This is a genomic window from Enterococcus sp. AZ163, from assembly GCF_050498925.1.
Lineage (GTDB): Bacteria > Bacillota > Bacilli > Lactobacillales > Enterococcaceae > Enterococcus_A > Enterococcus_A ferrettii.
In genome coordinates this window covers 358,573-373,168 of sequence record NZ_JBIPAO010000001.1, presented here as the reverse complement: position 1 = coordinate 373,168, position 14,596 = coordinate 358,573, and the positions used below count along the sequence as shown (strand labels likewise).

Sequence of the window (14,596 nt, the reverse complement as noted above, 5' to 3'; positions counted from 1 at the left end):
ATAATGATGAAAACGAAAGCAGTTCGATTGTATGGCAAAAAAGATTTGCGTTTGGAAGAATTTGAATTACCAGAAATCAAAGACAATGAAATTTTAGCATCAGTTATTACTGACAGTATCTGCATGTCTACCTGGAAGCTGGCCAATCAGGGCGGCGATCACAAGAAAGCACCAGACAATGTAGCAGATAATCCGATCATTGTCGGTCATGAATTTTGTGGTGAACTGCTGGAAGTCGGCGGCAAATGGGCCCACAAATACAAAAAAGGCGAACGGTATGTTGTACAGGCCAACCTGCAATTAACAGATCGTCCTGATTGCCCAGGGTACTCGTATGCTTATACCGGTGGCGATGCTACCTACATTATTATTTCAGAAGATGTAATGAATCAGGATTGCTTGATTCCTTACAAGGGGGAGACGTATTTTGAAGGATCACTGATTGAACCCTTGTCTTGTGTGATTGGTGCTTTTGAAGCAAATTATCATTTAAAAGACGGCAGCTATGAACACCAAATGGGGATTAAACCAGATGGGAATTTGTTAATCATGGGCGGTACTGGTCCAATGGGTCTGTTGGCTATTGATTATGCTTTGCATGGACCGATTCGTCCGAAGCAATTGATTGTTACCGACCGCGATCCTGAAAAATTGGCTCGGGCGGAAAAACTATACCCAAGTCAAGACGGTATTACAGTTCAATACGTAAATGTTGGTGCAGTAGAAGATCAGGTAGCTTTACTTAAAGAAAAAATTGACGGTGGCTTTGATGATATCTTTGTAATGGTACCAGCGGAACAGGTTGTAACTGATGCGGCAGATATGCTAAATCCAGATGGTTGTTTGAATTTCTTTGCTGGTCCACAAAATAAAGAATTTTCAGCCAAAGTGAATTTCTACGATGTACATTATTCATTTACTCATTTTGTAGGAACTTCAGGCGGTAATACTGAAGACATGCGTAAAGCGGTGAAGTTGATTGAAGATAAACAGGTTAAGGTAGCGAACGTGGTTACCCACATTTTAGGGCTGGATGCAGTGGCTGAAACGACATTGAATCAACCAGCAATTGGTGGTGGTAAAAAATTGGTTTACACTCATAAACAAAGTGACTTAACCAAACTGTCGGAAATTGATCCAGACTCTGAGTTAGGAGAAATTCTAGCTGAAACTGACGGAATTTGGAGTAAGAAAGCAGAAGAGTATTTACTGAAAAGTTATCCTGAAATATAAACATGAAAGACTAGCCGATCAATTTCATAAGGGATCGGCCAGTCTTCTTTTTTTGTTTATAAAGAGCTTTTAAGAAATTGTACCGTATTAGTGTACGCTTCCTCAGCATAACCTTCGCCGTGGACAGTTCCTTTGATTAGTTTAATTTCAGAGGGAACACCTTGTTCTGCCAAAGATTTCTGCAGCTTGTAAACTCCTGATAATGGTACCAGCTCACTCAAGGAGTTGGCCAAGAAAAGCGGCCCACTATTGGCGGAAACTCGTGATAAAGGATCGGCCTGCTTCAGTAAGTCCAGATCCTGATTAACATAGTTTAGAATGAACCATTTGTAGAATGGATCGTTAGAGCCGTCCTGATCGATTTTGGAACTATCCTGTTGATCAAAATGAGGCTTCTGATTTTGGGAGGCAACCACTTCAGGGTGTTCAACTACCCAATCATACAAGTCAATAATTCCTGACCAAGATGCTGCTGGAATACCTTTAGATAAAGCTAATTCAATCGCCAAATTGCCACCAGCTGATGAACCCAATGCAGTTATTTTATTTGCAATATGATAGTCACTTCCAGCCAACCAATCATAGACTGCCAGAAGGTCCTTTCGAGCAGCCGGGAAAAGATGATCTGGTGCTAGACGATAATTAGATACAATTACTAGAAAATTGTCAGCAGCCAGTCTTTCTGCCAAAGTTGTTTCCTTGCTTTTATCGCCTCGGAACCAGCCGCCACCGTGGATTAAAATAATCGCTGAATCGATTTTATCAGGCTCATAAATATCTAAAGTTAGTTGATTCTTTTGATCATAAACAACATCTTTCTTCATTCCAATGCCCTCCCTAAATTAGATCGTTCTCAGGTGTTCTTTCTGGTTGCAATTCTGCTATTTTTTGTAAAATTGCCAATAACTCTTGATGAGCATGATCGTATGAATCAATTTGATCACCAAATTCTTGGTTGAATCCATCCAAACCACCTTTTACAAAAGAGTATTCATATTGATAAACAGCGTCATATGCCTGAGTAAATTGCTTCAGTAAATCGGTTTGCTGATCCAGTTGTAAAGTTAATTGGATGGTCCGGAAATCCGTGTAGCCTAGTTCAAATTGAACAGCCCAAATCCGTATGAATTCATGCTGATTTTTGATATGCAGGAAATGATGTTCCGTATTCCAACTTAAGTTTTTAATAGCTCCTAAAACATCTAACATTTTTCTGCCTACTTTCTGTGAGTGCCTAGAGTATTGTTTGTTTTAAATGTTACCAATTTCTATTATCTAACTTACGCCTATTTTCTTTTTTTATAAAACATTTTTACCTGTTAAGGATAGTCTTTAATAAAAGTAAAGATTAGGATTCTGAGTTTCTGATTTCTTTAAATATAGGATTTTTTGAAAAATGCTTTCTTTCTAAATATCTCTTTGCTAAACTGAGGGAAAACAGGTGAAAGGAAATGCTGGATGAAAATCACAATAAAAGAGATTGCAGAGATGGCTGGTGTTTCAGTAACGACAGTTTCACAAATTTTGAATAATAAAGGCAGTCGCTTCAGTGAGCAGACGCGAAAGAAAGTCTTATCGATTGTAGAGGAATACCAATACAAACCGGACTTTTTTGCAGCAAATTTAATTAACAGACATTCCAAAACTATCGGAATGATTGTTCCAGATGTAACAGATTTCTTTTTCTCTAAGATTATTGAAGGGGTGGAAAGCTACCTAAATCCGCTAGGCTATATGATTATCCTATGCAATTCAAGACATGATAAGGAGCAAGAAATTCGTTATCTAAATGAATTGTCTCACCGTTCAGTAGATGGTATTTTGCTAGCAACGCCAAGCCATCTATCCCCCGAACAGTCATTGGAAAGTGATTTTTATTGTGATCGTCCGATCGTGTTGATTGACCGTGGACTAAACGAACGTGACTGGGGCCAGCTTTTGGTAGAGGAGTATGCGGGAGCACAAGAAGTTGTTCGGATGCTGGTGAATAATGGCCATCGTCATATTGGGATGCTTAAGGAAACAGAAGGTTACTATCAATTGTCTGAACGAGTAAATGCTTATCGGCAGGTTATCTTTGAATATCAGCTTCCCTTTGATGAGAACTACATTAGTAAAGGAGATATGACAATTGCTGGAGGCTATAAAGCCGCGAAAGAATTGCTAAAAAATGATAAAATTACTGCTATTTTTTGTGGAAATGACGAAATGGCGATTGGCTGTTATCAGGCAATTTACGAAAGCGGACGTAAAATTCCCGACGATATTTCGGTTGTGGGGTTTGATGGATTAGAAGTCAGTCAATACATGGTACCGCCGTTGACAACAGTGTTCCAGCCGAGTTTTGAAATAGGATTTTCAGCAGCTAAATTTCTAGTGGACGCAATCAATTTTCCTTCTCAGAGAATCCCGAATAAAATCTTCCAAACTAAATTAATTATTCGTGAGAGTGTGGAAAGAATAGTTGAGGCTTGACAATTTAGCTTCTTCTCGTTATAGTAACGATGGTAGCGTTTCCTAAAAGCGTTTCCGTTTTGAGTAAACTGTTTTACTAAAGTGGTTTACCTTTTGGTTTTTTAATGTATAATTAGTTTGAAGTTTGGAGGCAATGCTATGAGAATGGTGGACTTGATCGAGAAGAAACGTGATGGAAAAACCTTAACGAAAGATGAAATTGAATTTATTGTTAACGGCTACACAGCCAAAGAAATCCCTGATTATCAGATGAGTGCCTTATTGATGGCCATTTTTTATCAGGATATGACAGATGAAGAAATTTCCAACTTAACCTTAGCAATGGCAAACTCTGGAGAAATTATTGATCTTTCCTCCATTGAGGGAATTAAGGTGGATAAACATTCTACCGGCGGTGTAGGAGATACAACGACATTGGTTTTAGCACCTTTAGTAGCTAGTGTGGGTGTACCTGTTGCTAAAATGTCTGGACGAGGCCTTGGCTTTACCGGTGGTACATTAGACAAATTTGAATCCATTCCTGGTTTTCGTATCGAGTTATCCGATCAAGAATTCATTGACATTGTCAACAAGAGTAAGGTTGCTGTGATTGGTCAATCGGGGAACTTAGCACCGGCTGACAAAATGCTGTATGCACTGCGGGATGTAACTGGAACAGTTGGATCTATTCCATTGATTGCCAGTTCTATCATGAGTAAGAAGATCGCTGCTGGCGCGGATGCTATTGTGTTGGATGTGACTACTGGCGAAGGTGCATTCATGAAGAACTTGGATGACGCAAAACGATTGGCGCAGACGATGGTGCGTATCGGCAAACTGGCAGGTCGGCAAACAATGGCTGTTATTTCTGATATGTCGGAGCCTTTAGGTGAGGCAGTAGGGAATAGTTTGGAAATTGTTGAAGCAATTGATACACTTAAAGGTGAGGGCCCAGAGGACTTAACTGAAATGTGTTATGTTTTGGGCAGTCAAATGGTAGTATTAGCAGGCAAAGCAGAAACATTAGATGAGGCACGACAACTGTTGAAGAAAGCACTGGATTCTGGTAAGGCACTAGAAAAATTCCGCGAAATGATTGAAGACCAAGGCGGTGATAGCTCAGTAGTGGATCATCCTGAAAAATTGTTGACAGCCCGTTATCAAAGCGAGCTGCCAGCCAAAGAAACTGGCTATGTAACCAAACTGGTGGCAAATGAAATTGGAATTGCAGCAATGCTGCTAGGTGCCGGACGCAAAACTAAGGAAGATGCTGTTGATCATGCAGTTGGTATCAAGCTTCACAAAAAGATCGGTGAAGAGGTAGTGGCCGGTGAATCGCTGTTAACTATTTATGCTAACACTGAAGATATTCAAGAGGTAGAAAAACTACTTTACGAAAATATTGAAATTGGCAGCCAAGCGGTTGAACCAACATTAATACACGGTATTGTTACCGAATGAGAGGATGGAACACATGGAATTAAATCGAATGATTGATCACACGATCTTAAAGGCAGATGCAACGAAGGATGATGTGATGAAAATTATCGAAGAAGCAAAAAAATATCATTTTTATTCAGTCTGCATTAATCCTACTTGGGTAAGCATGGCAGCTAAGGAACTAAAAGGTGCACCGGTTGCAGTCTGTACCGTTATTGGTTTCCCTCTAGGGGCTAACACTTCTGAAGTGAAGGCTTTTGAAGTCAAAAATGCAATTGAAAATGGTGCAGATGAAGTAGACATGGTGATCAACATCGGCGAATTGAAAGATGGTAATTACGGTAAGGTGCAAAAAGATATCGAAGCCGTTGTAAATGCTGCGAAGGATCAAGCTTTAGTAAAAGTGATTATTGAAACTTCTCTGTTAGACCGCGATGAAAAAATCAAAGCCTGTGAATTAGCAAAAGCAGCAGGTGCAGATTTTGTTAAAACATCGACTGGTTTTTCAACTGGAGGAGCAACTATTGAAGATGTGAAGCTGATGCGGGAAACTGTGGGTCCAGAAATGGGTGTGAAAGCTTCTGGTGGTATTCACAACGCAAAAGAAGCAATGGCAATGATCGAAGCCGGTGCGACTCGTTTGGGTGCCAGCTCGGGCGTAGCGATCATGAACGGTTTATCTGGAACAGGCTACTAATTTCAAATTCAGCAATTAGGAGACAACATGACAGCAAAAAAGGAATGGATCGATGTAGCAGTCGACGCTTTAAACAAGGCTTATGTACCTTACTCACATTTTCCAGTAGGTGCTTGTCTAGTTACAAAAGATGGTAAAATTTATCAAGGTTTAAATATTGAAAATGCTTCTTACGGCTTAAGCAATTGTGCAGAAAGAACAGCTTTTTTCAAGGCTGTATCTGAAGGGGAAAGGGAATTCAGCCATTTAGTGATTGCGGGGCATACGCCCCAACCAATTTCTCCCTGCGGAGCTTGTCGTCAAGTCATGGCAGAATTTTGTGAACCAAGCATGCCAGTAACCTTAGTCGGTGACAACGGTGTTCAAAAAGAAATAACCGTTGAAGGATTACTGCCATATATGTTTACCGACAAAGATTTATAAACTTGTTCATTCAGTCATCTGACTGTTGAAAAAATACCATACTTTAGGGGGCTTTACAGAAATGAAAAAAGCAAAATTATTTGGTCTAGGCGCAGTGGCGTTGGCTTCAGTGCTATTACTAGGTGCATGTGGCGGCGGTGGCGGCACAACTGACTCATCAGGCGGCGGTTCAGCTTCAGGCGGCGATGCAGATCACAGTGTTGCAATCGTAACAGACATCGGCGGGGTAGATGACCGTTCATTTAACCAATCAGCTTGGGAAGGTTTACAAGCCTGGGGTAAAGAACACAAAATTGAACGCGGTACTGGCGGATATGATTATATCCAATCAGACAATGCATCACAATACACGACCAACATTGATTCAGCAGTTTCTAACGGATTCAAAACAATTTTTGGTGTAGGTTACCTATTGGCTGATCCAATTTCAGCAGCAGCAGACACAAATCCAGACACAAACTTCGTAATTATTGACTCTGTTATTGAAGACAAAGATAACGTTGTTTCAGCAACCTTTAAAGACAATGAAGCAGCTTACCTTGCAGGTGTAGCAGCAGCTCATACAACTAAGACTGACAAAGTTGGTTTCATCGGTGGAGAAGAAGGCGTCGTTATTGACCGTTTCGAAGCTGGTTTCGTTAAAGGTGTAGAAGACACTGCTAAAGAAATGGGCAAAGAAATTCCTGTAGATGTTCAATACGCAGCATCATTTGGTGACCCTGCAAAAGGGAAAGCTTTGGCAGCAAACATGTTTGATAATGATATTGACGTAATTTACCATGCTTCAGGCGGTACTGGTAATGGTGTATTCTCAGAAGCAAAAGCTCGTAACGAAAAAGTTGCAGCAGATGACAAAGTTTGGGTTATCGGTGTAGATAGCGACCAACAAAATGAAGGTAAATACAAGGACAAAGATGATAAAGAAAGCAACTTCTGTTTAACTTCAACACTTAAAGGTGTGGGTGCAGCAGTACAAGATATCTCCACTCGTGCGTTGAACGACAAATTCCCTAGTGGCGAACACTTAGTATTTGGTTTGAAAGACGGCGGCGTTTCATTAACAGATGGTTTCTTATCTGATGAAGCAAAAACTGCAGTGAACGAAGCTAAAGAAAAAGTCAGCGATGGCGATGTAAAAGTTCCAGAAAAACCATAAATAAATAGTTTTACCATAACCTCTTTTTAGAGGTTATGGTATCCTTCTTTGTTTAATTAAGCTGCACAGAGTGCGCGGTTTAATTAAGGGAAGAACCCCTTTGATAGTTAATGGATGTCTAGGTCTTAAAAAGTGATAGGATGTGAAAAAAGAGTGGCAGAAGAACAATATGTCATTGAAATGCGCAACATCACCAAACAATTTGGCACCTTTAAAGCCAATGACAATATCAATCTGCAGATCCGCAAAGGCGAGATTCACGCGCTTTTAGGGGAAAACGGTGCCGGAAAATCGACACTGATGAATGTTTTGTCAGGGTTATTGCAACCCACTTCTGGTGAGATTTTAATGGACGGACAAAAGGTCGATATCTCCAGTCCCACTAGAGCCAACCAACTGGGAATTGGAATGGTCCATCAGCATTTCATGTTGGTAGATGCATTTACCGTTACCGAGAACATCATTTTAGGCAGTGAGCCTACCAGCGGAATTACATTGGACAAGAAGAAAGCTGCTGAAGAAATCCAGCGATTGTCGCAGGAATATAAGCTGCAGGTTGATCCAAGTGCATATGTCCGGGATATTTCAGTAGGGATGCAGCAGCGGGTCGAGATCTTGAAAACCTTATACCGTGGCGCAAACGTACTGATCTTTGATGAACCAACAGCCGTATTAACACCACAGGAAATTGATGAATTAATTGAAATCATGGACGGGCTGGTTAAGGAAGGCAAATCAATTATCTTGATTACTCACAAATTGGATGAAATTAAGAAGGTAGCTGATCGTTGTTCTGTTATCCGACGCGGGCAATACATCGGAACTGTTGACGTAGCAGATGTCAGCTCACAGCAATTAGCTGATATGATGGTAGGTCGTTCGGTTTCCTTTAAAACTGACAAGAAACCGGCAACTCCAGGAGAAGTAGTTTTATCAGTCAAGGAGTTAGTCGTTAAAGAAAGTCGTGGACTGGAAGCTGTTAAAAAACTTAGTTTAGATGTGCATCGCGGGGAAGTTCTGGGAATCGCCGGAATTGATGGCAATGGACAATCGGAATTAATTCAGGCATTAACGGGTTTGCGTAAGGTGGAAAGTGGTTCCGTTACACTTAACGGTGCGGACATCACAGGTAAGAAGCCTCGTCAGATCACTGAATCTGGAGTGGGGCATGTGCCAGAAGACCGTCACAAGTACGGATTGATTTTGCAATTATCTTTATCAGAAAACATCGCTTTACAAACTTATTATCGTACACCTTTAAGCAAGTCGGGTGTCTTGAATTACAGCGAAATGGACAAATATGCAACTCGGTTAATTGAAGAATACGATGTACGTACAACAAGTGAAAAAGCTCCTGCTGGTTCACTATCAGGTGGTAACCAGCAAAAGGCGATCATCGCTCGTGAAGTTGACCGCGATCCAGATTTGTTGATTGTCTCTCAGCCAACTCGTGGGCTGGACGTAGGGGCGATCGAATATATTCACAAACGTCTAGTAGAACAAAGAGATAAAAATAAAGGGGTTCTTTTAGTAAGTTTTGAATTAGATGAAATTTTGAATGTCTCTGATCGAATTGCCGTAATTCATGCAGGAGAAATCACTGGGATCGTTGATCCAAAAGAAACCTCTGAAAATGAATTAGGTCTGTTAATGGCTGGTTATAGCTTGGAAGAAGCAAGGGCAGAATTACAGAAGGCAGGTGAGGCAAATGAATGATCGTGCAGAGAGGATCAGAAATATACTAGTACCAATTATTTCAGTTGTTTTAGGCTTCGTTTTGGGCGCGTTATTGATGCTGATAACCGGTTATAATCCGATTGTTGGATACAATGCGATGTTTAGTGCGGCCTTTCAAAGTACGATGTCCGTAGGAGAAATCCTAGTTGGTGCAGCACCTTTAATATTCACTGCGTTAGGATTCTCGGTAGCGAACTCAGCAGGATTCTTTAATATCGGGCTTTCTGGACAAGCATTGTGCGGCTGGGTTGCTAGTGTTTGGGTTGCTTTAAGCATGCCAGATTCTCCTAAAATTGTAGTTGTAGGGCTGGCAATTATTGCTGGCGCCTTAGCCGGAGCGGCAGCTGCTGCAATTCCTGGGGTTTTACGAGCATTTTTTGGAACAAGTGAAGTTATTGTAACAATTATGATGAACTACGTACTACTCTATGTAGCCAATCATATTGTCAACAATGTCATGTCTGAGGATATTATCTCAAACAAAGGGGTAACCAAAATCGTTGGCATGAACGGAACACTCCGGGCACCATGGCTCACACAAATTTTTGGCGGCTCCCGAATCAATTTGGGTATCTTTTTGGCATTGATCTTTTTAGTAGTTGTTTGGTTCTTAATGAAGAAAACAACATTAGGTTTTGAAATTCGTTCGGTTGGTTTGAATCCATTTGCTTCTGAATATGCAGGGATGAGCAGCAAACGTACAATTATTGTTTCTATGATTATTTCAGGACTTTTGGCAGGTCTGGGTGGTGTTGTTCAAGGGATTGGTACCTTCAATAATTACTTTGTGCAGGGAGCATCAATCAGTATTGGGTTTGACGGAATGGCCGTCTCCTTGCTAGGAAACGGCAGCTCTATCGGAATATTATTGTCGGCCTTGCTATTCAGCGTACTGAAGCTTGGTGGACAAGGGATGCAGTTTGCCGGAATTCCAAGCGAACTAGCAAACAGTGTTATTCCATTAATTATCTTCTTTGTTGCCATTAACTATGTTGTTCGTTTAGGTTTGGCAAAGGTTTCTGGAAGTAAAAAACAGGTGGAAGTTGTTGAGGAAAAAAGTAAGCCAAATGAGGAAAATCAAGAAGGGGGCGAGTTGTAATGAATATGCAATTACTAAGTTCATTAATTACCCAAACGTTAGTGTATTCAGCGCCTCTGATCTTAACGGCTCTTGGTGGCGTATTTTCTGAACGAAGCGGGATTGTAAACGTTGGTTTGGAAGGAATCATGGTAATGGGTGCCTTCACTTCTGTGGTATTCAATTTAAGCTTCGCGGATCAGCTTGGAGCTATGACCCCATGGTTTGGAGTGCTGGCAGGTGGGATAGCCGGAGTAATCTTCTCCCTGTTGCACGCAGTAGCAACTGTTCATTTTCGAGCCGATCATATTATCAGTGGGACGGTAATGAATTTACTGGCACCTCCTTTAACGATCTTTTTAATCAAGGTTATTTATGGGAAGGGTCAAACGGATACCATTCAACAACAATTTGGGTATTTCAGTTTTCCTGGTCTTAGCAAAATTCCGGTAATTGGCGATCTGTTCTTTAACAATACAAGTTTACCGGCTTACTTTGCTATCTTGGTAGCAGTTATCTCTTGGTTCATTATCTTCAAGACAAAGTTTGGTTTGCGCCTGCGTTCAGTGGGTGAAAATCCATTGGCTGCAGATACGCTAGGAATTAATGTGTATGCTTTACGCTACTCAGGAGTTCTAATTTCAGGCTTCCTTGGTGGGATGGGTGGTGCGATTTTTGCTCAGTCAATCGCTGGACGTTTCGCTTCAACTACCATCGCCGGACAAGGTTTTATCTCAATGGCAGCGATGATTTTTGGTAAATGGAATCCATTAGGTGCAATGGGTGCGGCAATTTTCTTCGGATTTGCCCAAAACCTAAGTATTGCTGGAGCTAATTTACCATTGATCTCTGAAATTCCAGATGTCTATCTGCAAGCAGCACCATATGTATTAACAATTGTAGTTCTAGTGTTATTCCTAGGAAAAGCCGCTGCACCAAAAGCAGATGGTGTTAACTACATCAAGTCAAAATAAAAACTTTTTGTATCAAAGGGTGGGACTATGGGACACGTTTCTTAGTCGCGCCCTTTGCTAGTTCCACTTTTTGCAGTTTATTTAGCTAAAGTAGTTTTACATGAAGTATAGACTGTATAAAGCAAAAGTTCTTAGTGGAATAGTATACGTATGAAGATGAGACAATTTTCCTAAGAAAATTGTTACCTTACTAGTGAGTTAGTTTCTCAGTCCAACTTTTCGCAGTTTGGACATAGTTGATAATCATATTCATGACTATCAAATAAACTAAGCTGTTTAGTTGGATGAGATACGTACAAAAATAGCAGTTTTTTTTCTCAGAAAAATTACCACTTTACTAGTGAGTTAGTTCTCAGTCCAACTTTTCGTAGTTCTTATTTAGTTGGTAATCACCCTCACTTTACTTAGTCTGAGAAACAAAATATACTGTAACAACAAAAGTTGACCTTCGATTCTTAGATGAATAACGAATTTTGTCTAAGATTGGAAAGTGAATGATGAGTTAAGGTTTAATTTCGAAGACTTCTAACAAAAGTCTTTCGTTTTATCATTGGAACAAATCAATCAGAAAGAAGGAATTAGAAAATGTTTAAACGCATACATTTAGTTGTAATGGATTCAGTCGGGATTGGTGAAGCACCAGATGCAGATAAATTTAATGATGTAGGTTCAGATACCTTGGGACATATCGCAGAAGAAGCAGGATTGACTATTCCCCACTTGGAACAGCTGGGTCTTGGCAGTATTCGTCCGTTAAAAGGGGTAAAAGACGTAGAAAATCATGATGGTTATGCAACTAAATTGGAAGAAATTTCTGTAGGCAAAGATACCATGACTGGACATTGGGAAATTGCCGGTTTGAATATTCAAACGCCATTTCGTGTGTTTCCAGAAGGCTTCCCGCAAGAATTACTAGATAAGATTACTGAGTTTTCTGGCCGAGGAATTATTATGGGCGCAAATAAACCATACAGCGGGACCGAGGTTATTGCTGATTTTGGGGAAGAGCAAATGAAGACGGGTGATTTAATTATCTACACGTCAGCTGATCCGGTTCTGCAAATTGCTGCACATGAAGAAATCATTCCACTAGAAGAATTGTACCGTATTTGCGAATACACACGTGAAATTACTAAAGACGATCCTTACATGATTGGTCGGATTATTGCTCGACCTTACTTAGGCGAACCTGGGAACTTTACTCGGACGAGCAACCGTCACGACTATGCATTAGATCCTTTTGGTAAGACTGTTTTAGATTCTTTAAAAGAAAACGGCAAAGATGTGATTGCAGTTGGAAAAATCAACGATATTTTCAACGGACAAGGAATTACTGATTCAGTTCGTACCAAGAGCAATATGGACGGTGTTAATCAACTGCTGAACGTCATGAAAAAAGACTTTACCGGTTTAAGTTTTACTAACCTAGTTGATTTTGATGCCTTGTACGGTCATCGTCGTGATGTTGTAGGCTATGCTCATGCGATTGAAGATTTCGATTTGCGCATGCCAGAAATTTTAGATGCCATGGAGGAAGATGATTTATTACTGATCACCGCTGATCACGGGAATGATCCAACTTATCCAGGAACAGATCATACCCGGGAATATGTTCCTTTGTTGGTTTATAGCAAGCAATTAAAAGGAAAAGGCAAATTACCACAAGGATATTATTCAGATATCGCGGCAACGATTGCCGAAAATTTTGATGTACCAGCAACTGAAAATGGTGAAAGCTTCTTAAAATTATTAAAGTAAACACGAGTCAGTTAAAAGGTCAGAATTACTGTCTTCAAAAGATAAGCATAGGTAATTATAGGAGGATATTATGATTGAGTTACAAGAAAAGATTCAGCAAACAGCAGCATTTATCCAAGAACGAGGTGTTGAAGAGGTCGAGTTTGGTTTGATCTTAGGTTCAGGTTTAGGTGAACTGGCAGAAGAGATTGAGGATCCAGTGATTATTTCTTACAACGAAATTCCACATTTTCCAATTTCAACTGTAGTGGGACATGCAGGTCAATTGGTTTACGGCACACTGGCGGGAAAAAAAGTCTTAGCTATGCAAGGCCGCTTCCATTTTTATGAAGGCAATCCAATGGAAACTGTTACCTATCCGGTTCGTGTAATGGCCGCTTTAGGTATTCATTCAGTAATAGTAACCAATGCTGCTGGTGGAGTGAATGAACAATTTACTCCAGGCAATTTGATGCTGATCACGGATCATATTAACTTTATGGGAACCAATCCATTAATCGGGCCAAATGATGAAAATATGGGTCCACGTTTCCCGGATATGAGTTCGGCTTATAACAAAGAGTATCAAGAAAAAGCACGTGAAACTGCTGAGAAGCTTTCACTAGATTTAAAAGAAGGCGTCTATATGGGCTTCACTGGACCAACTTATGAAACACCAGCAGAGATCCGTATGGCTCGCGCAATGGGGGCAGATGCTGTTGGGATGTCCACTGTTCCAGAGGTTATTGTAGCAGTTCATAATGGTTTGAAGGTATTAGGAATTTCTTGTATCACCAACTTAGCAGCTGGTATGCAGGCTAACTTGAATCATGCGGAGGTCGTGGAAACAACTGAACGCGTCAAGGAAGACTTCAAAAAATTGGTAAAAGAAACTTTAGCCGTTTTATAGTAAAATTAACAGAGACTAAAAAACAGGAGTGAAGAAAAGAATGAGCGTCCATATCGAGGCCAAAGAAGGCGAAGTTGCTGACAAGATTTTATTACCAGGAGATCCATTGCGAGCGAAGTTCATCGCGGAAAATTTTTTAGAAGATGCAAAATGCTACAATAATGTTCGCGGCATGTTAGGATTTACTGGTACGTATAAAGGTGAACGTGTATCAGTTCAGGGAACGGGTATGGGAATGCCATCTGCTGGTATCTATGCCCAAGAGCTGATTCAATCCTATGGTGTGAAGAAATTAATTCGCGTGGGGACTTGCGGTGCTTTATCAGAAGATGTTCATGTTCGTGACTTGGTTTTGGCTCAAGGAGCAGTAACCAGCTCTTCAATGGTAGCGAAGCACTTCCCAGATTTTCATTTCCCACCAATTGCGGACTTTGCTATGTTGAAAAAAGCTTATGAAGTTGCGGCAGAGAAAGGCTTCACAACTCATGTAGGAAATGTTTTATCGGAAGATACTTTCTATAAAGATGATATGTCACCAACATTCCGCTTGGCAGAGTATGGTGTGATGGGTGTAGAAATGGAAGCGGCGATCCTTTATTACTTAGGTGCAAAATTCCATGTTCAAGCCTTGGCAATCATGACTGTAAGTGATCATATGATCACAGGGGAAGAAACTACTGCTGAGGAACGACAAAATACTTTCAAAGATATGATTCATGTTGGACTAGAAACAGCCATCGCAAAATAATTCAACGAG

14 protein-coding genes are annotated in these 14,596 nt (G+C 40.5%); 12 read left to right on the top strand and 2 right to left on the bottom strand.

The genetic code is table 11. From position 1 onward, the window contains the following. Nucleotides 1-6 precede the first annotated feature (6 nt). Nucleotides 7-1,233 carry a zinc-binding dehydrogenase gene (locus IGI46_RS01950; RefSeq protein WP_429964619.1) on the top strand — a complete coding sequence of 409 codons (1,227 nt, stop codon included), beginning with the start codon at nucleotides 7-9 and terminating at the stop codon, nucleotides 1,231-1,233. A gap of 56 nt (nucleotides 1,234-1,289) precedes the next feature. Here the strand turns inward: IGI46_RS01950 and IGI46_RS01945 are convergent, their stop codons facing one another. Together IGI46_RS01945 and IGI46_RS01940 are read right to left on the bottom strand one after the other, a co-directional pair. Continuing rightward, nucleotides 1,290-2,057, bottom strand: coding sequence for an alpha/beta hydrolase (locus IGI46_RS01945; RefSeq protein ID WP_429964618.1), 768 nt, complete (start codon nucleotides 2,055-2,057; stop codon nucleotides 1,290-1,292). A 13-nt stretch (nucleotides 2,058-2,070) separates the two neighbouring features. Then, nucleotides 2,071-2,442: a hypothetical protein gene (locus tag IGI46_RS01940; RefSeq protein WP_429964617.1), complete on the bottom strand. Its 372-nt coding sequence runs from the start codon at nucleotides 2,440-2,442 to the stop codon at nucleotides 2,071-2,073. Between the two features lie 249 nt (nucleotides 2,443-2,691). Here IGI46_RS01940 and IGI46_RS01935 point away from each other — a divergent pair, with 249 nt between their 5' ends. The 11 genes from IGI46_RS01935 (at nucleotide 2,692) to deoD (ending at nucleotide 14,587) form a co-directional block, all read left to right on the top strand. After that, complete coding sequence (locus tag IGI46_RS01935; protein WP_207700783.1) at nucleotides 2,692-3,708, top strand: LacI family DNA-binding transcriptional regulator; 1,017 nt, start codon at nucleotides 2,692-2,694, stop codon at nucleotides 3,706-3,708. 138 nt (nucleotides 3,709-3,846) lie between these two features. Then, nucleotides 3,847-5,148, top strand: a complete 1,302-nt coding sequence (locus tag IGI46_RS01930; protein ID WP_207700782.1) for a pyrimidine-nucleoside phosphorylase — start codon at nucleotides 3,847-3,849, stop codon at nucleotides 5,146-5,148. 13 nt (nucleotides 5,149-5,161) lie between these two features. Next, entirely contained in the window at nucleotides 5,162-5,824 is a 663-nt protein-coding gene (gene deoC / locus IGI46_RS01925) for a deoxyribose-phosphate aldolase (RefSeq protein WP_429964616.1), read from the top strand. 27 nt (nucleotides 5,825-5,851) lie between these two features. Beyond that, nucleotides 5,852-6,247, top strand: coding sequence for a cytidine deaminase (locus IGI46_RS01920; protein WP_207700780.1), 396 nt, complete (start codon nucleotides 5,852-5,854; stop codon nucleotides 6,245-6,247). A gap of 61 nt (nucleotides 6,248-6,308) precedes the next feature. Continuing rightward, nucleotides 6,309-7,403: a BMP family lipoprotein gene (locus IGI46_RS01915; protein WP_429964615.1), complete on the top strand. Its 1,095-nt coding sequence runs from the start codon at nucleotides 6,309-6,311 to the stop codon at nucleotides 7,401-7,403. A gap of 180 nt (nucleotides 7,404-7,583) precedes the next feature. After that, complete coding sequence (locus tag IGI46_RS01910) at nucleotides 7,584-9,119, top strand: ABC transporter ATP-binding protein (protein WP_429964998.1); 1,536 nt, start codon at nucleotides 7,584-7,586, stop codon at nucleotides 9,117-9,119. Then, nucleotides 9,112-10,239 carry an ABC transporter permease gene (locus IGI46_RS01905; protein WP_207700777.1) on the top strand — a complete coding sequence of 376 codons (1,128 nt, stop codon included), beginning with the start codon at nucleotides 9,112-9,114 and terminating at the stop codon, nucleotides 10,237-10,239. Before IGI46_RS01910 ends, IGI46_RS01905 begins: the two co-directional genes overlap by 8 nt. After that, nucleotides 10,239-11,192 (top strand): ABC transporter permease, encoded by a 954-nt coding sequence (locus IGI46_RS01900; RefSeq protein ID WP_207700776.1) that lies wholly within the window; start codon nucleotides 10,239-10,241, stop codon nucleotides 11,190-11,192. Before IGI46_RS01905 ends, IGI46_RS01900 begins: the two co-directional genes overlap by 1 nt. Nucleotides 11,193-11,777: 585 nt before the next feature. Further along, entirely contained in the window at nucleotides 11,778-12,950 is a 1,173-nt protein-coding gene (gene deoB / locus IGI46_RS01895; protein ID WP_429964614.1) for a phosphopentomutase, read from the top strand. A gap of 70 nt (nucleotides 12,951-13,020) precedes the next feature. After that, nucleotides 13,021-13,839 carry a purine-nucleoside phosphorylase gene (locus IGI46_RS01890; RefSeq protein WP_429964613.1) on the top strand — a complete coding sequence of 273 codons (819 nt, stop codon included), beginning with the start codon at nucleotides 13,021-13,023 and terminating at the stop codon, nucleotides 13,837-13,839. Between the two features lie 40 nt (nucleotides 13,840-13,879). Continuing rightward, nucleotides 13,880-14,587: a purine-nucleoside phosphorylase gene (deoD, locus tag IGI46_RS01885; protein ID WP_207700773.1), complete on the top strand. Its 708-nt coding sequence runs from the start codon at nucleotides 13,880-13,882 to the stop codon at nucleotides 14,585-14,587. Nucleotides 14,588-14,596 lie beyond the last annotated feature (9 nt).